Source organism: Aerosakkonema funiforme FACHB-1375 (assembly GCF_014696265.1).
GTDB classification, from domain to species: domain Bacteria; phylum Cyanobacteriota; class Cyanobacteriia; order Cyanobacteriales; family Aerosakkonemataceae; genus Aerosakkonema; species Aerosakkonema funiforme_A.
Window position 1 is genome coordinate 12,853 of the sequence record NZ_JACJPW010000089.1, and the last position, 21,971, is coordinate 34,823.

The window sequence follows — 21,971 nt, forward strand, 5'->3', positions numbered from 1 at the left end:
ACTTCCGCTATTAGCCCGGAACTTGAGTTCCGGGCGGGTGAAGACATCCCAATTAAGAACCAGATTTACCTTTACTTTTGCCCTTTTCCTTAGTCAAAGCGCCATAGGTTTCGGCATAACTTTTCGTCTGCTGATACAGCGCCGTCAAAGTTTCTTGCAAGCGAGTTTCATCCTGATAAATTTCCCCAACTTCGGTCAACAATTCATCCAATTGAGGACGCAAAATCACCTGATTTTTCCGCACTGGTTCCTTTTTAATTAAACTATCTGCCACTTCCGTCGCCTTGGTAAGAATATCGCTAATCGGAGCAGTAATATCCGGCTTTAACGCATCGTAAAGCGCCTGAGTAAAATGCAGATTACTGAAAATTTCTCCATCGCAAAACGCAATTCCAACAATGTGATTTGTCATCGTACCCGTGCGAGATTCCTGTGCGCCATAGCGTCGAGTTCGCAACAGATTACCCAAAACATAAATAAAACCTTCAAAAGTCGGATCGCGCAGAGTTTCCACCGTTGGAAATGCCACTTCTGGGAGAATGTGATCTAATTCATTAATTGCACTCCGCATTTCACCTTTTTCGCTCATCGTTCCCCCTTCATAAGGAGCGTTAAACGTAAAGCTGCGATGGGAATTTTCGTAAGGCGTGAGAGAAAATGCCGAATCAGAATAAACTTTGGAACGTTCCGATCCGCTATCACCAATAGCGAAACCATAAAGAATGCAATCAGGGCATTTTTTACAAGATTTTTCGCCATTATATTCGCAGCAATTATCCGTTCCTTCGGTGGCGCTAGTTAAGTTTAAAGAGCGCAGTAATTCCCGTCCTGCTAACCGTTCTGGTGTAATTTGTTTGCGCTTAAACATAACAAGGCGGCTAAGAAAATCGCGAGTATTTAAACCTGCTTGGGTGCGTGCAGTATTCAATACTCCATCTGTTTGAAAAACTGGAAAAGATTGGCTGTGTCGCACCATTAAAAAGTGAACGTATTTACCTGATGCTAAACGCGGAAATGCGGTTTGAAATTGAGGTTTGAGAGTTTCGAGAATAGCCATGATGATTTATTTTCCTTCTGATTGAGATTGTTGTTTTTCTTGAAAATGTAGCCAACGGTAAGCAAATTCAGCCCCCGCTTTGATGCGGTTGCGGTTTTCTTGGAGAAGGGCGCGATCGCCTTTATATTGCCCCAAAAATATTTCCTGCACGCAAGTAGTCATAAAGCCATGAATTGCTTCGAGTTCCTGTTGCTGACGCAGGGCATAATCAACAGATTTATCCTTTAGCAACGGACGTTTATAGACTTCTTGGCGATCGAGTGCAGCGTGCAATTGTCCAGCGCCTTGCAAAATTAAATCTTTCGGATCGATATTAGTCGGGCTAGAAAGAATTACCTCTAAAGCTTTGGTAATTGGCAATAAAATTGCGTGGCTTGATTCTTTCAAATCGACTTGGTAAAATTTGCGATATTTTCGTACCAAGTCTTCTGTAAAATCGATTGTTTTCTCCATCATAACATCTCCTTGTGACCAAATTTGGGCAAATTTCCAGTAGCGATCGACCTCTTTGGGAGAAGGTTCTCGCTTGTCCCGACGCAAACTTTCATTTGCGATCGCAAACACATTCAAAACATCCGTCGCCAAATCTCTCACAGTGCCATTAAAAGCTTGCCAACGTGCATCGGGTTTCGCACTGCGATTATCTAAATGAATGCTATAAGCTATTAACAAACGTTCCAGTGCATTCTGTAAGTTATCTAAGCGAAGAGATGAATCTAAACCTAATAAATTCCAAAAGCCAGCCGCCCCATCTAACTTGACAGTTTCTAGAAACTCTTTATCGCTAGCATAAAGGGGATCTTGGCTTGCAGTTGCTACCACTTTTACGCCCAAAAGCCTGGGTAAAGCAAGGGCTAAAAAAGTTGGTTCCACCCAAGCATCGGTGATAGTTTTTCCCATTGTAGTCGTGTAAGTCATTGCCATAAAAGGCAAGTCTCGCACAGAATATTGATGTTTACCAAATCTTCCCGCTTCTGCTTCCTCATCATCTTCATCTCGCCAAGCTAAATTATGCAAACCGCTAACTTGCATTTCAGCATCAAGCCAATGTTTGCGAACTTCCCAAAGATTCATTCTTTGTAGTTCTTTCGTTAATAATTTCACCGCTTTAGCTGTTTGCGGCGAGTAAACATAAGCCGGGAAAATATAGAGGAAAATCGGCTGTCTGTCTTCCAATTTTCCCGCAGGTGCAGACCAATAAGCCTGCCGCAATAGCATTTCTAGCGACCAGATTTTTGATATCCCTCGTTTAATTCTACCACCTCCTAAAGCATTTTTATTACTATATTGTTGTGGTTTAAACAAAACTACAGAATCGAGTTGATCTTCAGCCGAAAATTCTCCCGAACTCAAAGAACAAATCGCCTGATTAGTGACTTTTGCATCTGCATAAGCGGCAAGTTCATTTTCAAACTCGCGAGGCGATTCTGTTAATCCCCAAACTTCCAGATATTGTGCCAAATAGCTAGTAAAAGCTGCGCCAGTCGGACTGCTATTTTGTTTGAGGAAACCGTTATTTTCTGCCCAAGTTGCAAGGCGATCGGCAAAATCGGTTAAAAAGTCTGCTACTTGTTCTAAATCCAGGGTAGAATTAGCTGCCATATAAGCAGCCGCAACGCGATACCAGCCATAATTTACACCGCCTGATTGCACTGCTGTTTCTGCTGGGGAAATATCCGTTTCCAGATTTAGCATCGCCAGAATTTGCGGCGCATATTCCTGACATTCTTCAAAGAATTCTCTTTGCGCTAAAATGAGAAATTCGGCAATGCGATCGGCCCTTAAATCAGCGGTTTTTAAAAGCCGTTTTTTCTCATCGTCGGGAATTTCTAACTTTTCAATTCGCTTTCCTGTAGCCGGACTTTTCGCATTCGCCACTTTCGCTTTCACGACATCGGGTAATTGCCGAATCAGTTCCGCCGGACTAAAAAGTTCCAACGTTTGAGGCGCAACTTTTAACCCTTTTCCATCTCGCACAAATCCCACATCGCCAGTGCTGAAATACGCCGCCAATCCTTTTTGATTGTGAGATTCATCGCCTTTAATCAGGCTATCCCAAACAGCAGTTTCAATTTCATCCAAACTTGGCGTAACTGAATTTGGCGGCGCTAAATAAACAGCACCATTGGCAAAATAAAGAATCGGTTGCCAATCAATTTTACTAACAAAATTGACGACAGCATTGTGAATTTGATTGGTGAGTAAACCGCGACAATCTCGCAGGCGATGGTAAACGAGTTTTTTGTTAATTTCTAACGATTCTAGACGTTCTTGCAAGCGATCGCCACCAGTTTGAATTGCCACATCCGCCGGATCGTTGCAATGCACTGCAATATCGCCAAATGCCAGCAGGTGACGCAAGGGTAAATCTAAACGGCGATCGTCATCAATTTTAACTTCAAAATCTCCGATTTCCCAATTAGAAATAACGGTATTGCTGCCGACTTTAAATTGGGTATTCTGCGCTAAATAGGCAATCTCTAACAAATACTCGCGCCACTCCTGCCAAAAAGCATCAAAATTCAGTTTCTCTCCCCAAGTTTCGCAAACTTGTAAAATTTGCGGTATTTCCGATGCTTTTGGCGGTGCAGTTTCTTCTTTTTGACCTTGCACGGCTTTATTATAGTCGTGCAAAGTGATTCCCAAACACAGCAGGCGTTTTTCTACTTCTGATAGTTGCAAATCTTCTGGCAAATATTGGCTGAGATTCCAAGCAGTTAGCAAAGCATTTAAAACGTGAACTAACAAGCTTTGATCCGCTTTATTTGACCAGCGTTGTGCTTTTTCATCGGCACGAAAATTGCCTTGTTGCACTAATTTTTGATAATGACCTTGGTAGGAACCGCCTAAAGCTGTAATTAAGGCAAATTCTCGTTCCATTGCAGGTAGAACAGTCTCGATATACGATCGCAAAATTGGATCGGTATCTTCCGGCAAAGTTTCAATCAGTAAAGTTTGCAGTAAAGTTGTCATGGTTTTAATAGATATAAGGTTTTGCAGTTTCGCAAGGTTTGAGTCGCCATTTCATTGCTTCCAACAACAAAGCATCTTGATTAAATGCAGTCGCATAAGTGACACCATCAGCATCGGTAAGTCGATACAATCCAAATGTGGGATTGAGATGTAATTTGCGACTGACATCCCAATGGCTATAAGCTTGACTGCGGTTGACAGATACGATAAAAGCCAGTAATTTTCGTTTGCGAAGACATTTTTTTACTTCACTTTGCGGATGTCCGACAATGCTAAGTTTATCTAATTGAATTAAACTGCATTGTTTCAGTTCTTCGGTGGTGCGATCGCACTCCAATTGAATGTCAAATCTTTCATCTGTCCATTCCTTAATTTTCAAGTAAACTTGAATGTATTTATCGGGAAATTCTGTCGCTGGATGGTTAAATTTTGTAGCGGCGGCTAAAAAGCGATCGCGATCGATAATTTCCACTTCCGCATAAGGTAAAAGCCGCAACAAATCGTAAGTATAAAATCGCGACTCATCCCAAACTGCTGCTTGCAAATCCGAACCGCCACGAAAGCGCAATAATTCTTCCTGTACTGCTTTACCAGTTGCATCATTTTTCAATGCAAACCAATGACCGCGTTTTTTATCCAATTGTTCGCCATAAACTTGTCGCAAATCATCAGTCATTTTTGCTTGAATTTGTCGCATGACATCGGCATTTTCACCTGTCATTTTCAGTAACATTCCCTGCGCTTGCAATGCACCCCAATAAGCGCGATATCGTTCAAACTCTGCGGGAGGATCGAAAGCATCTTCTATCATCTCCCGAAAATCATTTCTATTAACTGTTTTAACCTCTGCCAATTTCTCATTTAATCTTGCCATAATCCAAGGCGTGCGACCTGAAAGTAACACAAATGCTTTGTAAGCTGAAAAACCTGGATGACGACCCAAACGACCCAATCTTTGAATAAAAGTAGCCGAATCACTCGCCTCGAAAATTAACAAATGAATTCTAAAATCTACTCCCACATCTACCGCCGATGTACCGATAACTAAAACCGATTGTTCGGCATTTTGTAACTCTGTTTGAGTAACAGTTCTTTCTTGGCGATCGATCCGTCCGCTAATCTCTCGCACTTTCACTTTATCTTCAGGAAAAATAGCTTGTAATTCTCGCACGGCGCGGCTAACTTGCGCCACCGAATTGAGAATAATTAACCCTCGTCCTCTCCCTTCCGCTTCCAGAATTTGTCTAATTGTTTCTGCTTGTTCTTTCAACCAACTTAGCGAATCGGAATCTCGGTCTAACTGCACGAATTCTAATTCTACCGATTGCAAAATTTGGCGATATCCCGGTGTAGATTCAGATTCATAACTTCCCTTCACTTCTGCTACTTTAAAACCTGCTTCTTGGAGTTTTTTAATAAAACTGGGTTTAGGGGTAGCAGAAGTAAACAAAACTTTCATCGGACGCTTGCGCGGTCGGTTGTAACGAATTAACAGCAAACTATTTAAAATTGCCGCTTCCTGATGCACGCCAAAAATATGAAATTCATCAGCTACATATAGGTCGAGATTTCTGGCAAAAAGTAATGGCAACAAAGCGCGATCGTAAGCCGGATTATAATAACGAAAATGAGTAACTAAATGAAAAATATCCGGGTTAGTGAGAATCACAGATTTCCGTTCAATTACTTTCGATAATTCCTTAAATTTATTGCCTTTTTCTGCTGCTTCCACTCGCCGCGCTAATTCCGCACCGTAAAGACTATCGACGCGCTTACTTGCATCCAAATTGAAATATGTGCAATAGTTGGCAACTTGCTTTTCTTGATCCGTTACTAATTCAATCGTCGGATAAAGTGCGATCGTGCGAAACCTCAAATCGATTAAACTTGACAATTGCGCCGCCAGCGATTTCCCATCTCCCGTCGCCGACGTATTGAAAATAATCTCTGCATCACCGTACAGCACTTGGGCGCAAGTTTCAACCTGGTGTAAGGACAAAATACAGGGTGCATCCCGATTTTCCCCAAACTTCGGTGCTTTCTCCTTAACTTTGCACTGACCCCGACATCCCAAAGCACAATGCTCGGAATCGGTATTTTGCTTAGAAAATAAGGGAAGTAAGGTAATTTTCATGCTTTTACCTCCAACAGCCACAGGTCACTTATATTTGTTAATAGAGCGAGTATGACACAAACTCATCTATAGTGCAAGTACATTTATCAAAATGCCTCGCAAAAAAGAAACGATTACACTGTCTATACCACCCGGAACCAAAGAGCAGCTAGAAGATATCGCCGCTCAATTCAAGATTTTATGGGGCGATCGACCGAGTATTTCCGGCTTATTAGTTGCGATCGCCCAAGCCGAACTCGAACTAGGGCAGCGATTTACACTTACACCCGTACAGGTGCAAGCCCTAGAACAAGCAATTAAACTGCTGATCGATTCGGGATACGTTACCGAGGCGCAAACCTTAATGGCTTTACTACTAGAACGCGGAAATCTCGATTCCCCCCTGCGCCAGTCCTTTCTACAACAAATCAGTCAGTCCCTCCCCGCTTGGCGAGTGTTGCTCGATCGCCAAATTGCCAGTCGCCAACCCTTCCGCCTCCTCTATCGCGACGCACAGCAGCGAGATTGGGTGTTTACCGTGCGTTACGCCGAAATCTTGCTCAGAGAAAAACGACTGTACCTAGAAACCTGGAATGAAGAAACCGAAGGCAATCGCGATTTACCAGAACTCGCGCACAACCGTTCTCTCAGACTCGATCGCATTAAAGACCTCAACATCCTCCCCAGCGACGGTGTATGGCGAGAAAATCTGGATTTTGTCAAAGTGTACTTACACTTTAAGGGCGAACTGGCCAATAGCTACGAATCGAAACGCGGGGACATCAGCGACGAACGAGACGGCAACATCCGCAAGGTAGTGCGTCAGGTGTCAAGCACCTTTTGGCTAAATCGGGAGATATTAGCTTATCGCGCTGGCTGCGAAATTGTTGGGCCAGAGAATGTGCGCGATCGTTTCAAGCGAGAGGCGCAAGCAATTTGCCAAGTATACGATTCGCCAACTGATAGCACGTAAGCGCCAGTATTATATTTGGTCGGTAGGAACAGTGCTTCAGCCATAAGTGGTTTGTTTTTATTGCTGTTCCTATTCTACGATCGATATGGAAAGGGGGTTTTCCAAAAAATATCTGGAAAAACCTCTCCCCCCGTCCTTCTCCTGCGAGGAGAGGGGTGTAGTTGAAGTAGTTTCAACCAATTGGAGTGATGATTATGCTTTGAAGCTGGAAGAATACGAAGCTTTAGGTATTTCTGAATATTGGATTGTAGATTATTTGGGATTAGGAGGAAGACGCTTCATCGGTAATCCTAAACGACCTACGCTTTCTATTTACCAACTTGTTGAAGGAGAGTATCAAGTCCGCCAGTTTCGAGAAAACGAACGAATTGAATCGCTTACTTTCCCAGAGTTAAATTTGACTGCATCGCAGATTTTTCGAGCAGGTCAATGAGCGAATTTATACAGGTTTTAAAAGAAGAAAATAGAGGTGCGATCGCTTTTAGTAAAATTGGGGAGTAAGAGCGCGAGCGTCATCAATTAGTTTGCTATATTATGCTGCTATCAATTCATCTAACTGTAAAATACACTGTTGAAAAATGTAGTTTACAGCCGCAAAAAGCTTGTCTAATTCTTGAATACTGTAAAACGATCGATTTCTGGTAAATTGATTTCTTTCAAGTTTACCAAATTGCCATAATTGACCATTAGAAACAATTCCAAACACAATAAATGGTGGTTCTCCATTCAGTCGTTGTGCTGCTACCATTTCAGCTAGGCATTGTCCCCATCCTTCCTCGAACTTATCCTGCTTCGCCTCAACCAAAAGCAGATAGGGTTTATCAAAAACAACCTTACCTAAAGGAGAACGTTTAGCTAAAATATATTCAGGAAACCCTGAGAGATTTTCATCATAAGTTAAAGATTGATGACTCCACAAAGTTAACTGTTGGAAATAGGACTTCCAAACTTCTTTAAGAACTGGGTAAATTAAGTTTTCACAAATCGCATATTCCGAGTTACTAACAACTCCTTCTTGCATCACGAATTGTAAGTCTGTACGGAAATATTCTGGGATATTAAATGCGGTTTCGATGATAAAATCGGCTTCGATGTACGTAATTTGAAATTCTTTGAGGACTGCACCGATACTCTTGTAACTGCTAAAAGACATATTGACCTCTCGAATTAAGTCTGGCTCTAGTTTAGCAAGTTTATCAGAGTGCGATCGCCGTTTCTGTTTTCCCTGACCCCGTAGGTGCGCTCTCCAAAAATTCTTGTGGGGTAGGCATCCTGCCTTCGAGATTCTTTTGAAGGAGATGCCTATTAGTTCCCACTTATTTTATTTTTGGTTTGTTCAATTCCGAGCATTTAGCTTCTGCTTGTTCGTAAGCTTCTTGATATTCCTTACCGCCTAACATTACATCGCCGTAATACTCGTAAGGCATAGAACCATAAACAGGCAAAGGCTCATCTTCTGGATAATCTTCCTTGGCTTCTTCTAATGCTGCTTGCAATTGCTTAACGGTTAGTTTTTGCGCGGGAAAGTAGTACAATTCTTCCGGCTTTTTGTGGAGATATGGCAGAGTAGGATCGACAATAGAATTATCCAGTTCGATCCAGCTATGCTCAATGGGTTTGTACGGCTTGCCAGAAAAAACTAAAAAACCTTGAACGTAGAGCGATCCTGGCGTTGCCAATGCTGCATGATAAGCATTGTCAAAGCTGTTTACTTCATTGCTTTCAATGCGTTTAGCAATTTCCACTGAGAGAGTCGCATCCAATAATTTGCTCATACCTGTTGCATTAATCGCCGCACTCCTACCATGCTAACTCAAGATGCGATCGTCTGCCCATCGCCGACCTCCCAGAACGCTCCTGCACATCAGGATACCGAGATTTTGGGTGCGATCGCACAACCCCATACCTGAGCGCTACCCCATTAGTAAGAATGAAATCACCCTTTTGGATCGACCGTTTTGGTGATGTTTTTCACGATTGTTTAAGATAGTTTATATTTGTAGGTATAACCTGAAAGGATTTTAAGTTATGAATGAAAATTTTGAGAGACAAGACAACCAATTTAACGCCGGAACTAACGAATCTGCGACTGCACCCAAAACCACTGTGCAAGTGGAAACTAAAATAACAGAAGTAGTCACTGACGAAGAACCCCAAGGAAAAGGTCGCCAAGAGGAATTCAAGATTAGCGGCGATAGCCTGGTAGCAAAAGTAAAAGAACTGATTTATCAAGGCAATATTCGTCGCATCATTATCAAAAATGAAGAAGGACGCACCTTAATAGAAGTACCTCTAACTATTGGATTAGTTGGCGGAGTTATTGGTGCGACCATGTTTCCAGTTATTGCGGCTCTTGGTGCGATCGGTGCAGTCGTGGCGCATCTTACACTTGTCGTGGAACGCAGAGAATAATGCGATTTTAGATTTGAGATTGCAAATTGCAGATTTTCAATTTACTCAAAAGTAAACTAGCATTCTTGGGAATACTCTACCTGGCTAACCGAGCATTTTCCCCTCAAAACAGATAGATCTTGTGGAAGCTTTTGACTGAAAAAAGGGGTTTCTAGCCTCCCCTTTCAAGGGGAATTATCAAAAAATTTTTCCTTTCTTTCAAGCTCCGTCATTTCAAGGCGGAGCAAATCCAAAATCCAAAATCCAAAATCGCGTGACAAATGACATCAAAAATTGAATTTGGTACTGTATCTAACCCAGAGGACGCTCAAAGTCTGGGGGAAATGCTTTGTCAATGCTTTAATTTTCCCATAGCTGATTGGCCAGAATATCGCGATCGCATTGGTTTAGAAAACTTCCGAGTTGTTCGTCAAACAGGAGAAATTGTTGGCGGTTTGGCTATTTACCGCATGGGACAGTGGTTCGGTCAACAATCTGTACCGATGGCGGGAATAGCAGCAGTTGGCGTACCGCCAGAACATCGCGGCAAAAAAGTAGCGATCGAACTTTTAAGCAACACCATACGCGAACTTTATCACAAAGGCGTACCAATTTCAACACTTTATCCCGCTACCCAACGCCTCTACCGCCAAATGGGATACGAACAAGCGGGAAGTCGTTGCTGTTGGGAGTTACCAACCGAGAGTATTAAGTCGATCGATCGCACTTTGTCAGTACAAAAAATCAAAACCATTCAATCTGAAACTCTCGCAAAAATTTACCATCAACAAGCCCAACAAATCAACGGCAATTTAGATCGCAATCCCGCTATATGGCGTGGAATAGTCGAACATAAAGAAAACGTAGTTCACGCCTACCTCATCGGTGCAGAAACTCAACCAGAAGGTTACATAATTTTCAGCCAAAAAAGTGAAGGTAACAATCTATACTTGGAAATTTGGGATTGGGTAGCGCTAACACCAGCAGCGATCGAGCGTTTGTGGACATTCATCGCCGATCATCGATCGCAAGTCAAGAATGTCAGGTGGTATTCTGGTGCGATCGATCCTCGACTGCTGTTGCTACCAGAACAAACCGCCAAAATTCGCTTTCACGAAATGTGGTTTTTGCGGATAATAAATGTCGAAAAAGCTCTGAATTTGCGCGGATATCCACCAGAGGTAGAAGCCGAATTGCATCTAGCAGTTAAAGATACTTGGATACCGGATAACAATAGTAATTTTGTCCTTACAGTATCCGGCGGACAAGGGGAAGTAACTAAAGGTGGCAGAGGTGATTTGCAGTTGGAAATTCGAGCCTTAGCGCCGCTTTACACAGGTTTGTTTACACCATTACAACTGCAAATGGCAGGACAATTAGAAGCAACTGACAAAGCAATCTTAATTGCGACGCAGATGTTTGCCGATTCTCATCCGTGGATGCCAGATTTCTTTTAATACCAATTTTTCTCTCCTGTATTTATGGGGATAATAAAATCGTATTTAACTGTAGGGTGTCTTAGGAACGGGCGAGAAATTGAGTGTTGCAACCGATCGTTAAATTGCCGTGCCTAACGCACCATCCCCAAATTTTGTAACAAAAATGAACACTTCCCCCATAAATTTACCTATTAGACATCTCCAGAAAAGAATCTCAAAGGCAGGCAGGATGCCTACCCCACAAGATTTTTTGAAGATGTCTATTGTACTGTGCTGCTAACAGTTTCTCTAGCTACCTTCTCACTAGATTTTGGCAAAGGCGGACGCAAACAAAGATATAAAAGTGCGCCAAACAAAGGAATAAACGAAACAGCCCCAAAAACTTGTCTATCTTTGATATCGCGACGCGCCATATCGTCTCTTACTAGCGCCGGAAACAACAGACAAAGCATACAAAAATCCAAGCTCATCACATGAATAAATTGACTGGTTTGCCATTTTTTAATAAAATCTCCCCAGTCTCCAGCAAGCATTGCATAGCCAACTAAACCGACAGCGATCAAACTAATAAAAATAGCCGTCCAGCGCGAATCAACTACCTTGAGAAATATATTTTTTTCTCCGATAAATTCTATATTTTGTTCGCGCAAAGCTAAATATGGCAATACTGCAAATGCTCCTACACCAAAAGAACCAATCGCAAAAGGCCATGCACGAATTTTCTGCCCTTTGCCGTCAATAAACAGCACACAACTGTAAATCATCGGCCAAACACCCATAATATAGAAAAGGGAGACAATTATGGGATTAATACCTTCTAACTCCCCTAGCGAAAGATTTTTAATTAACATCCATGTATCTGGTTGTGTAGGCGGAGCGAGTAGAAAGGCGTAGCTGACAAACCCAATCCACAGTAACCAAAAGGCAATTTTTCTAGGCATAATTACACTTGCTAACACTGAATAGCTAATACCTCAAATTTACTTTATTTAGGCAAACTTTTTAAGAATTTTTCTCCCTTATTAACCCAATGGCGATTGCGCTTGTAGTGAAAATAAGAAGAACCTCTAACTCTCGACAGCATTGTCTCCACATATCTCCGAGCTTCTTGGGGATTACCTTCTTGGGACTGAATTGTTGCCATCATAATATATGCTTCGGGATGACTCCACTGTCTGATGTCTTTTTCCAAATGTGCTTTAGCCGCTTCCCAATCTTGCAGAGCGACTAGGGTTTTAGCATAAGCAAGAGAACCATCTCCATATTTATGATCCGGTTCTAATTTTAACAGTTTTTCCAAATATTCCTTAGCGCTACCAAATTTTTTATTCTGCATATCAACGAACGCAGCGCCCCAAAGAGCTTGGGTATGATCCGGTTCTTTTTCTAAAGCTGTTTTGTAGGCAATTTCGGCTCGTTCTAGCATTCCCATCTCGGAGAGAAGATTTCCCAAGATAACAAACTGATGTGCCTTACCGATATTTTTTGCATCTGCTTCCGCAATCCAAAGTTCCCGGCTGCGCGTCCAGCGAGTAAAGTACTTGGGTACGGTAACATCCATTCTGGGCAGCTTTCGCGTTAAAAAGTAGATAACAGCACCGGGAAAATTGAGGAAAATTAAAATCCAAAGCCAAGTATTCCTTTCACGCTCGTTTTGAACGCAATCGTAAATCATGAATAACCAGAAGCCTGTTGATAACAAAGCTACGAATTCTAACATTGGCAAGCCCCCTTTCCGTTATGGTTCCAACTGAGAACTGGTATATTTTGCACAAAGGCAGTTTTCTACAGTTGGGAAATACCTCCATTGAAACTCACAGTTTGCCCTGGCTTCAAGAGGGGTTTGATACAGGATTGTGATGGAGTTGAAAAATACTACAAAATCAGCTCGACTGGGCAAGCTCGACTTGCTTATTAAGTTACAAATTGTTAACTCAATGCTTCCGAGAGATAGTCGGCGGCAGCTTCTACGACAGCGATCGCATTTTCATATACCATCCGGGTAGGGCCCAAAACGCCGACACTTCCCACCGGCACTGTACCCTGTCGATAAGTTGCGGAAATCAGCGTACAGGTGCGTATCGGTTCTAAAGGATTTTCCGCACCAATTCGCACCGTCACCCGTTTACCTTGTTGATTCTTGTGGCACAGGCGTCCCGCCTGTGATTCACCTATTCCCTCCACTTCTGGCGATTCAAAAATTAACGGCCACAGTTGGTCTTGTTCTTCTTCTAACAAATGAATCAATGTTTTGATTTGCTGCAACTCGGAAAATTCTGGTTGACGCAGCACTTCGGCAACTCCGCGAATCAGAATTTGCGTGCAAGCTGCCGGTTGACTGCGACGAGATACTTCTGCAAATAAATTTTTGAGGAATTCCCCATAGCTTTGAAATTCGCGATCGATCTGAGTCCAGTCTAACGCCGCCAATTCCAAAAGCGATCGTCCCCGCAGCTGACTATTCAAAAAATTAGATAAAATTTGCAACTCTCGATCGATAATTTCTGCATCCGGTTTAGGGACATCAATTGGTATGGGTAACTCCATTAAAACCGACTGCGTTTCATAGTTATCCATCACCACAATCAGCATTACCTGACCCGGTTCCATTTGTACCAATTGCAAATGTCGCAGTTGGGTAGTGCGAGTCTGAGGCATAGTGATGAGGGTGATGTAACCGCTCAGAGTCGCGAGAATTTGAGCCGCACCCTGCAACAGCGCCTCAAAGCTCCAATTCTCCTTATTTAGCTTATCTTGCAGCAATTGTTCCACCTGCCGCGCCAGGGTTCCATCCGGCGATATCAGCTGGTCAACGTAAATACGATAGCCAGAGTCCGAGGGAACCCGTCCCGCAGAAGTGTGGGGTTGATAAAGTAACCCAGCTTTTTCTAAAACGTTCATGGCATTGCGAACCGTGGCTGGGCTGACACTGAGTTTGTACTCTTCTAGCAAGGCTTTCGACCCTACCGGTTCTGCCGTGGCTATATAGTGGCGAACCGTTGCCCAAAGAATATGTTGTTGCCGATCTGTAAGATGGATTTGCATAGAGGTTTCCAGCCAAACGGGATTTGAAAATAATTTAAAAAAAAAATGCTGCGCTCGCGCCAGATAATCATTAATAGTGGTTAAAGATGATAACAAAGTACCTACACTTTCGCTAGATCTCAAATGCGATACCGTTTTCACCTCATACCAGACTTTCCGAACATAGTTGTAGCAAATACAACCAGTGCTTCTTTCCTAAATGTGGCCGCAGAGGCAGCCATATGTTTACCATAGCAAAAGAAAACGCGCTGCTTGAGGCTAAGGTTTCCCACTTTAGCTGACAGCTAACAGATGTGCTAGATGCGATCGCTGTATTCCGACAGGAGAGTAGCGCATCTCATTCGCAAGTATAAAATTTGATTATTTAGTTATTAGGCATCAGCGATCGCTCGTTAGTTTTTCGATAAAAATTATAATTACAAACATCATTTTAACTATAGTTTTTCTATGCAATATATCACCCATATACATCTGAATTCCTGCTTTCCATAAACAGCGGTAGAGACGTTGAATTCAACGTCTCTACCGCTATCGCATTCTAATTTCTAATTTTTCTGGTGAAAAATTTTTTTACGTTTGACTTTTGCTAGTAACGAGGAATTGTAGAATCAACTACGGCAGAGTAAGCATCAATACCACCTGTGACATTTTTGACATTGGTAAATCCTTCCACGATCAACCACTGACACATTTGGGCAGAGCGGACACCGTGGTGGCAAAGTACTATTGTCTCTGCGTGAGGATCGAAGCGGTTTTGGATCTCACCAGACCATTTGCCAAACTCGCTCAAAGGTAGATTCTCAAAACCTTTCAACCTGGCGATCGCAACTTCTTGCGGTTCTCGGACATCCACCAACTGTAGATTCTCTTTCCCAGCCGCCAGTAGGCTGGCTAACTGCTCCACGCTAATTTGGGGGATGGGTTGTTTCAATCCCTGAAAGCTACTCACAAATGCCTCTAATAAAGCCAAATCGCATTATACCATTTTTATAGGAAAGGATGCTCCTCGTTGGCGCGATGATTTTGCTTTTGATCGATAAAATTTTTCATAGCAATGCGACGATTAGCCATAAACTGATTCCAAAAACCGGGATATATGTCGTCCATCGTTTTAGCGATCGACCAAACTTCCATCCCGATCATTTTGTAGAGGGATCGATCGGCACGTTCCAAGTCTTCTAGTCGTTCTTCAACATCCGCACCAGGAGAGTTTAATGTGGTTTGCGTTGCAGGTTGGGAAGGTTTGCTATATTTTAGCTCAAGCATAGCGATCGCCTCATAGTTATCAAAATTTATAAACCTAGAGTGGCAAGGACTAGCAGATCCATAACCTCAGAAATGCTACCCAAGCCCCCGTAGAGCTAGGGTGTGCTTTCAGTCAAAAATTTAGCACCCTCAAGGCTGAAAGCTCGCTGTTTAAAAGGACTGTTGCCGAACTAACACCACAGCGATGGAGTTAAGCGCCAACTAGGATTTTTGACCTAAGTACAAGTTTATACAAGCCCGCTAGCGAATCAAAATGTCGAGGGGACTTGAGTTGGCGTTTTTTTGGTAGTACTAAACTAAGTTTAAGCATTTCCAACGGATATAGCACTTGCAGACAAAAGAATTTACGCTAGCTTGATGAAAGCTTTAATAGTCTTCAGATTTTTTAACGCTGTCCGAGCCCAGGATTGGCTCAACGAGATCGCTCTCACGAACGCTAACCGTAATATCTATGAAGCTCAGATTATTCTTTTATACCTTGGCCGATCGGTAAAGGCAGCATCTTTTTGCGTTTAGGAATGTAGGCAGAGGGGCAGAGGGGAAAAATTAATATTTTTCCCCTCTGCCCCTCTGTTCCCCTGCACCGAAAGCTTCTCTCTCTAACTGTAAACAAAGTAGCTAGCGCTCAGATTTAAACCCGTCACGCCTGCTACCCGACCGATGAGTTCGTCCTTGGCACTGAAGCCAACCGTGCCATCATCATCAAGGTAAATATTGGTATTGCCACCGCTGACGGAAAGAACGTAGTTAGAAGCTACTCCCGCTAGCTGAATCAAATCCTGGCTGATGTTGAAGCCTTGGATGAGAGCAAAATCAGTAGAGCCGCTACTGCTGGGATTGCCATCATTGTAGAAAGCACCCTTACTGGAATTTCCCAGAACGAAGCGATCTGAACCTGTTCCACCCGTGAGAGTATCCAACTCGCCTTTTCCTGGAGAACTATCTGAAGGGTCAACACCTGTGAGAACATCATTGTCGCCAGCACCATTGAGCGAGTCATTCCCCCGACCGCCAATCATAGAGTCATTGCCATTACCGCCATTAAGGTAGTCAGCACCAGCTCCTCCATTGAGAGAGTCATTACCTCCCGACCCTTTAATCGTATCGTTGCCTAAACCGCCACTAAGAGTTTCATTGGCTGAAGTGCCAACCAGCGAATCATTGCCATTAGTACCACCGAACGAATCGTCGTTAAGGATAGTACCCACAGCAACGGCTTCGGCGATCTCGCTGTGAATGGGGTCAGTGAGGTTGACTAAGAAAACTTCGTCTATTTCCGGATTGGTATCCCCAATTACCGACACAGAAATCGTTTGGCTGGTTTCTCCCGGATCGAAAGTCAACGTACCGCTAGTTGCAGTGTAGTCTTCTCCTGCCTTTGCGGTGCCGTTAGCAGTAGTGTAGTTTACGGTCACCGTTTCCGCGATCGCCTCTGACAGGTTGACAGTAAAGATGGCATTGGTAGTGCCTGCGTTGCCTTCAATAACTGCGGCATTACCGATCGAAAGTTCTGGCAGGGCAATCTCTTGGTTGCCAAAGTTGATATTTTCGACAACTGCGTTATTTTCGACTTCGACAATGTGAGTGCCATTCCCCTGTTGGGTGACTACCACATCGTCTACGTACCAACCTTCAAAGCTGTTCGCTATGCCATCAACAGTATTAAAGTCGAATTGGATTTGGATCGTGCTACCAGCATAGGAACTCAGGTCAACCGTGGCGTTTGTCCAGCCTGTGGTGGGATCGAGCAACAGATCCGCATTTGAGACAATCGGTTGGAAACTGCCGCCATCCTGGGAAATCAGCACTCGCGCTTTATCGTAGGATGACGGTAACCCTTCAGTTTGGAGGAAGTAATTGAAGGACAGCGCGGCACTGCCAGTGCTGCTCAACTGAATTTCCGGGGAGGTAATTCGACCGGCGGTGAAGCCAACATTAAAGTTACCGCCACCATTGGGGCCTTCCCCTTGACCGAAGTACATACTGTCGTCTGGAGAATGGCCCGGTTGATTGCTGCGACCTGTAGATAAGTGCCACAGTCCAGTTACCGCGCCACCGGAATTGTCGATCGCAAATCCATCCAAATTCGGATCGCCATCTTCGTCGCTAAAATCGGCATTGAGCAGTTCGATCGAGCCATTCACGGGGAATGTCTGCTGCCACCCATCCTCTAACACTTCTGCAACAGTGTAAGTACCTTCTTCTAGGTCAGCAAACTCGTACTCGCCATTAGCGTCGGTAATAGCGGAGATTTCGCCTTCGTCAAATTCACCGTTCTGGTTTTGATCCAGATAAATTGTCCAACCTTGCAGTTTCTCTTCATCGGCGTCTATTTGGCCGTTACCGTTTTCATCGTTCCATTTGATACCTTGAATCTTGCCAGGAACGATCTCCCGGTTGCCAAAATCCATGTCTTCGACAATTTCGCCAGGGTCAAGTTCTACGGTATGCGTACCGACCGCTGTTTTCAGCGTAGGGGACTTACTTGTGCGGGCGAAACTGGCAGTTGCAATATCGTCATCGGTAGCACGATCGCCCCGATCCACCGGAGGACTTGTTTTGCTGATAGATCCCCAAACGCGATCGTCCCCAGGCGTAGAAACAACGTTATCGGGCACATTGCCGGGAGGATCGCCGATCGTACCAAACTCAGTATTGGGAGCGGCATCTGTGGGCCCGGAGAAAGACCCGACCACCGTACCGTAATTAATGTTGCCATCGTCACCCAGTAAAGACAGCGGCACTTCAATCTGTAACGAATTTGACTCATAGGTGATGGGTACGGTGCCGATGAAAGTGCTGGTATCGAAAAGATCTACCAAACCGGGATGTAATTGCTCGCTGAACAAATCAATGACTACCTCATCTCCCAGCGGGCCACCTTGCTGATCTGGCGGTGCAAAACCGCTTTGATAGGAAGACAAACCAGTCAAAGGATTCTGGTCGAGGTCTAAATCCCAGTAGCCGACAACTGAGTTAGACAAACCCGCAGACGGTGCTGCGATCGAATTGTAGAAATTCATCGTCAGGATGAGATTTTCATCGCTCACCGTACCGCTGACACTCTCGATATCCGGTTGCGGGGAATTAAAGCCGAAAGTATCGCCTTCCGGGTCATCAAATACCTGACCGCTACTACCGGGATAAGTTTGCTCCCAACCTTCTTGTATTACTTCCGCAACAGTGTAGGTACCTGGGTCTAAGTCAGTGAAAGCATAATTACCGTTAGCATCGGTGACAACTGCAATTTCGCCCTGATCCAACGTACCGTTCTCGTTATCGTCCAGAAAAATTGTCCAGTTGGACAGTCCCGCTTCATCGGCATCTTTCTCACCATCACCATCCAAGTCGTTCCACTTCATCCCGTGGATTTCTCCCGGCAAAACCTTATTGCCAAAATCGATATCTTGGGCAATTTCGCCTGGATCGAGCTCTACAGTGTGGACACCAGAACTGTTTGAACTAGCAAGAGAGAGATTGTCAACTAGCACCGCAGAATCGACAACACTATCGCTAACGTCCAGAACTCCCACAGCCAAAGTGTAAGTTCCCGAATTTGTAAAGGTGTGGGAAAAAGTTCCATAACCGGTTTGTTGACTGAAACTGCCACCTAAAGGCACTAATGGACTGTAGGTGTTAGCGAGGGTACTGTTGTCCTCAGGTGTGAGCGAAATGAAGGCAAAATCGTTGAAAGAGCTAGATTGTGCCTCGTTAGTGAGGAAATTCCAATCGAAGCTCAATTGATCGCCCGCAGATACGGTAATTGTTTTGGCGATCGCCGAACCTTCAGTAGCGTTACCGTTGCCCAACGAATCCAAGCTGCCGGGAGCCAAGCCCAATAAGCTTTCCAGGTTTGGTTGGCCCACGGAACCAGTGCCATTGGTAATCAAAGCTTGATAAGTGCCGTCAGTCGGATTGACACCAAATGCAGCCGTCTGGATGCCAGTATTCCCAAACGTTTCCCAATCACCGAAATTGCCGCTTTCAAAACTTTCATTGAGCGAGACCGGCCCTGGATAAGTTTGCTCCCAACCGGGTTGCAGCACCTCAGCAACAGTATAAGTCCCCGCTTCCAGACCGTAGAAAGCATATTCACCATTGGCATCGGTTTGAGTTGACTGTTCGGAACTTGCGGTCAAGTTCAACGACCAACTGTTGAGAGTGCCGCTGTCTCCACCATATTGATCTACAATTTGCAGCGTCCAAGTACCGTTGGCATCTTCACCATCAAAAGCGGCTAAACTGCCCTCTGGTTTAAAGGTGCCGATAAACGGTGCAGTTCCCGCAGTAATCGCTGTTTCTGCCTCATCATCTAAAGTCGTGTTGGTGAAGTTATCCTCAAAACCGCCCACATTGCTGAACAGCTCGACAGAAGTGCCGGATGGGCTAATCAGCGAAACTACCAAATCTGCATCATAGGTGTGGGTAAGGTCTAAGGTGACGTTCAAGTCCTCAATCGTGCCAAGACTGCTGACCTCCAATTCCGAAGTGCTAGTACTCAGATCTGGAATTGGTGTTGGAACATCGCTGGAACTGATGTCGGTGGTTTCCGTATCCAAAACACCATTGTTATTCTGGTCTAAAAAGATTGTCCAACCTTCCAATCCCGGTTCGCCTGGGTCTTGCACTCCATCGCCGTCTAAGTCGTTCCATTTGATACCTGCGATCGCACCAAGATTTGCTTCTCGGTTGCCGAAGTCAACATCTTGCACGATCTGATTTTCATCTACTTCTACCGTATGGGTGCCGGTGCCTTCTGGGAAAGTCTGTACCCAACCTTCCTGCTGTACCTCCGCGACGGTATAAACCCCAGGTTCCAAACCGATGAATTCATAATCGCCATCAGCATCGGTTTGGGTGGAAGCTTCGGAAGAAGTCAAGTCAAGCGACCAACTGTTGAGCGTGCCAATATCTGCCCCAAATTCATCCTTAATTTGCAATGTCCAAATGCCGTTGCCATCTTCGCCATCGAAAGCAGCTAAACTACCCTCTGGTTGGAAGCTGCCGGTAAACGGTGCTATTCCGGCAACTATTGGCGTAGCTGCCTCATCATCCAAGGTTGTATTGGTGAAGTTGTCTTCATAGCCACCGACATTGCTGAATAGCTCGACCGAGGTACCTGACGGGCTAATCAAGGTGACATTCAAATCTGCATCGTAGGTATGGGAGATATTTAAATTGACGTTTAAGTCCTCGATATTACCGCTAATGCCGCTGACTTCTAGTTCGGAAGTGACCGTAGCTAAATCGAGAATTGGGGTGGGAACGTCAGTGGAACTGACATTGCTAACTTCTTGATCGAGAATACCGTTGTTGTTCTCATCTAAAAAGATTGTCCAACCTTCCAGTCCCGGTTCGTTGGCATCTTGCACTCCATCGCCGTCTAAGTCGTTCCACTTGGTACCCTGAATTTGACCGCCAGTTGGCTCGGTGGAACCTGTGCCATAAACGTTCAACTTCCAGGAGTTCCAAGTACCGACATTACCACCGGCTTCATCGGTTACTTTTAACGTCCATTCTCCCAGAGACGATTCGCCCCAGAGACGAGCGGAACTGAATACCCAGTTGTTGTAGTTGTCGCCAGAGTCATTGTGCGGTGCGGCTAAGATCGATTCTGTTCCATCGGGAGAAACTAGCGCTACTTTGAGGTTGCCCCGGTAGGGGTGAATGGCATCGAATACTACTTCAACTTTTTCGATGTTGATGTTGTCGCCGATATTGACTGTGGAAGTGAGGCCGTTTAGGTTGTTATCGGGAATAGCCTGACCGATGTTAACTATCCCGGAAGTAGCAAACACTTCTGGCGCAACTGATGTCCAGCTGGCGGCAGCACTCACAGCTACGGCGGCATCAATTGCCCCAAAACCATATTTGTGGTTAACGTCTTTTCCGGCTCCGTTGAGCGTCCAACCGGGATCGGTGGGATCGTTCTTTTCGGCAGTCTCGACGAGGATGTGCTGCACGTCTCGCCAGGTAAGATTCGGATTGGCTTCTAACATCAGCGCAATGAGACCTGAGACTAAAGGCGTTGCTGAAGATGTGCCGCCGAAGCCGTTGGTGTAATCGTTGTTGTATTCGGGATAACCGTTATACCCGTCGTTGCCCAGCAGGTCGGTTGTGGTAATTCCTACGTCATCGCCACTGGAGTAAGCGGATACTAAAATAGGGGCTCCCGGTTCGCTGTACCAGGACTGCTTGCCATTATCGTCGATCGCAGAAACTGCGATTACGTAGCGGGAATTGGCATAGCCATCGTAGTTGGCGTTGTCGTTGCTGGCCAAACCGTTGCCTGCTGCCCAAGTGTAGATGTTACCCAAGCCGCCTCGACCGTTCGTGACGCCATCTTGCAATCCTGCCAAGGTGAGCGGCCCTGGCCCAGCTAGTACGGTACCGCTATCGGATGGCCCCCAACTGTTGCTGTAAATGTCAATATTCTGCTTTTGATAAGTGAGAGCGTTGGCTTCCTGCAAGTCGTTGGAGGGGCCGGCAATCAGTCGCAGTCCCGCTAAGTCGGCTTCTGGAGCTGCACCGCTAACGCCGATGCTGTTGTTGCCTTTGGCGGCGGCGACTCCTGCTACTGATGTGCCATGAGCGTCAAAGGGGCCTGCTGAAGCCACCCCAGCCCTAAAGGGACGGGGGTTCAAAATGCGATGATGCCTCTACTTGGCTCTCCCGAATTGGTACAACATCCAAATTCTTAGCATCGACATTGAG

General features: G+C 44.7%; 14 protein-coding genes and 1 pseudogene. 4 read left to right on the forward strand and 11 right to left on the reverse strand.

Features of this window, described 5'->3' with window-relative positions:
• Window positions 1-52 precede the first annotated feature (52 nt).
• Genes cas7d through cas3 form a run of 3 tightly spaced genes read right to left on the reverse strand, consistent with a single transcriptional unit; the run spans window position 53 to window position 6,164 of the window.
• Complete coding sequence (gene cas7d, locus H6G03_RS26980; RefSeq protein ID WP_190471362.1) at window positions 53-1,057, reverse strand: type I-D CRISPR-associated protein Cas7/Csc2; 1,005 nt, start codon at window positions 1,055-1,057, stop codon at window positions 53-55.
• Window positions 1,058-1,063: 6 nt separating this feature from the next.
• A complete protein-coding gene (cas10d, locus tag H6G03_RS26985; protein ID WP_190471364.1) occupies window positions 1,064-4,030 on the reverse strand; it encodes a type I-D CRISPR-associated protein Cas10d/Csc3 in 2,967 nt (988 codons plus the stop codon).
• Between the two features lie 4 nt (window positions 4,031-4,034).
• Window positions 4,035-6,164: a type I-D CRISPR-associated helicase Cas3' gene (gene cas3, locus H6G03_RS26990; protein ID WP_190471367.1), complete on the reverse strand. Its 2,130-nt coding sequence runs from the start codon at window positions 6,162-6,164 to the stop codon at window positions 4,035-4,037.
• A gap of 91 nt (window positions 6,165-6,255) precedes the next feature.
• Between cas3 and H6G03_RS26995 the strand changes: the two genes are divergently transcribed.
• Both H6G03_RS26995 and H6G03_RS27000 read left to right on the forward strand, forming a co-directional pair.
• On the forward strand, window positions 6,256-7,116 hold the full coding sequence (locus H6G03_RS26995) for a helix-turn-helix transcriptional regulator (protein ID WP_190471370.1): 861 nt from the start codon (window positions 6,256-6,258) through the stop codon (window positions 7,114-7,116).
• A gap of 157 nt (window positions 7,117-7,273) precedes the next feature.
• A pseudogene (locus H6G03_RS27000) lies at window positions 7,274-7,549 on the forward strand (Uma2 family endonuclease); the annotation flags it as partial.
• A 99-nt stretch (window positions 7,550-7,648) separates the two neighbouring features.
• On the opposite strand, the gene H6G03_RS27005 reads toward H6G03_RS27000, so the two are convergent.
• Together H6G03_RS27005 and H6G03_RS27010 are read right to left on the reverse strand one after the other, a co-directional pair.
• Window positions 7,649-8,269 (reverse strand): hypothetical protein, encoded by a 621-nt coding sequence (locus tag H6G03_RS27005; RefSeq protein WP_190471376.1) that lies wholly within the window; start codon window positions 8,267-8,269, stop codon window positions 7,649-7,651.
• A gap of 163 nt (window positions 8,270-8,432) precedes the next feature.
• Window positions 8,433-8,891 (reverse strand): hypothetical protein, encoded by a 459-nt coding sequence (locus tag H6G03_RS27010; protein WP_190471378.1) that lies wholly within the window; start codon window positions 8,889-8,891, stop codon window positions 8,433-8,435.
• Between the two features lie 253 nt (window positions 8,892-9,144).
• Here H6G03_RS27010 and H6G03_RS27015 point away from each other — a divergent pair, with 253 nt between their 5' ends.
• Both H6G03_RS27015 and H6G03_RS27020 read left to right on the forward strand, forming a co-directional pair.
• Window positions 9,145-9,528, forward strand: coding sequence for a DUF4342 domain-containing protein (locus H6G03_RS27015; RefSeq protein WP_190471381.1), 384 nt, complete (start codon window positions 9,145-9,147; stop codon window positions 9,526-9,528).
• A 260-nt stretch (window positions 9,529-9,788) separates the two neighbouring features.
• Window positions 9,789-10,964, forward strand: a complete 1,176-nt coding sequence (locus tag H6G03_RS27020) for a GNAT family N-acetyltransferase (RefSeq protein WP_190471384.1) — start codon at window positions 9,789-9,791, stop codon at window positions 10,962-10,964.
• Window positions 10,965-11,206: 242 nt separating this feature from the next.
• On the opposite strand, the gene H6G03_RS27025 is transcribed toward H6G03_RS27020, so the two are convergent.
• The 6 genes from H6G03_RS27025 to H6G03_RS27050 all read right to left on the reverse strand — a co-directional run bounded on the left by H6G03_RS27025 (window position 11,207) and on the right by H6G03_RS27050 (window position 21,874).
• Window positions 11,207-11,887, reverse strand: a complete 681-nt coding sequence (locus H6G03_RS27025) for a DUF2834 domain-containing protein (protein ID WP_190471388.1) — start codon at window positions 11,885-11,887, stop codon at window positions 11,207-11,209.
• A 44-nt stretch (window positions 11,888-11,931) separates the two neighbouring features.
• The gene (locus H6G03_RS27030) at window positions 11,932-12,666 is read right to left on the reverse strand and encodes a tetratricopeptide repeat protein (protein WP_190471391.1); all 735 of its coding nucleotides are present in this window, start codon (window positions 12,664-12,666) and stop codon (window positions 11,932-11,934) included.
• 209 nt (window positions 12,667-12,875) lie between these two features.
• A complete protein-coding gene (gene hrcA / locus H6G03_RS27035) occupies window positions 12,876-13,991 on the reverse strand; it encodes a heat-inducible transcriptional repressor HrcA (RefSeq protein WP_190471395.1) in 1,116 nt (371 codons plus the stop codon).
• 586 nt (window positions 13,992-14,577) lie between these two features.
• Entirely contained in the window at window positions 14,578-14,940 is a 363-nt protein-coding gene (locus H6G03_RS27040; protein ID WP_322111982.1) for a rhodanese-like domain-containing protein, read from the reverse strand.
• A 38-nt stretch (window positions 14,941-14,978) separates the two neighbouring features.
• Window positions 14,979-15,257: a hypothetical protein gene (locus H6G03_RS27045; protein ID WP_190471398.1), complete on the reverse strand. Its 279-nt coding sequence runs from the start codon at window positions 15,255-15,257 to the stop codon at window positions 14,979-14,981.
• 599 nt (window positions 15,258-15,856) lie between these two features.
• The gene (locus H6G03_RS27050) at window positions 15,857-21,874 is read right to left on the reverse strand and encodes a proprotein convertase P-domain-containing protein (protein ID WP_206756650.1); all 6,018 of its coding nucleotides are present in this window, start codon (window positions 21,872-21,874) and stop codon (window positions 15,857-15,859) included.
• Window positions 21,875-21,971: the final 97 nt, after the last annotated feature.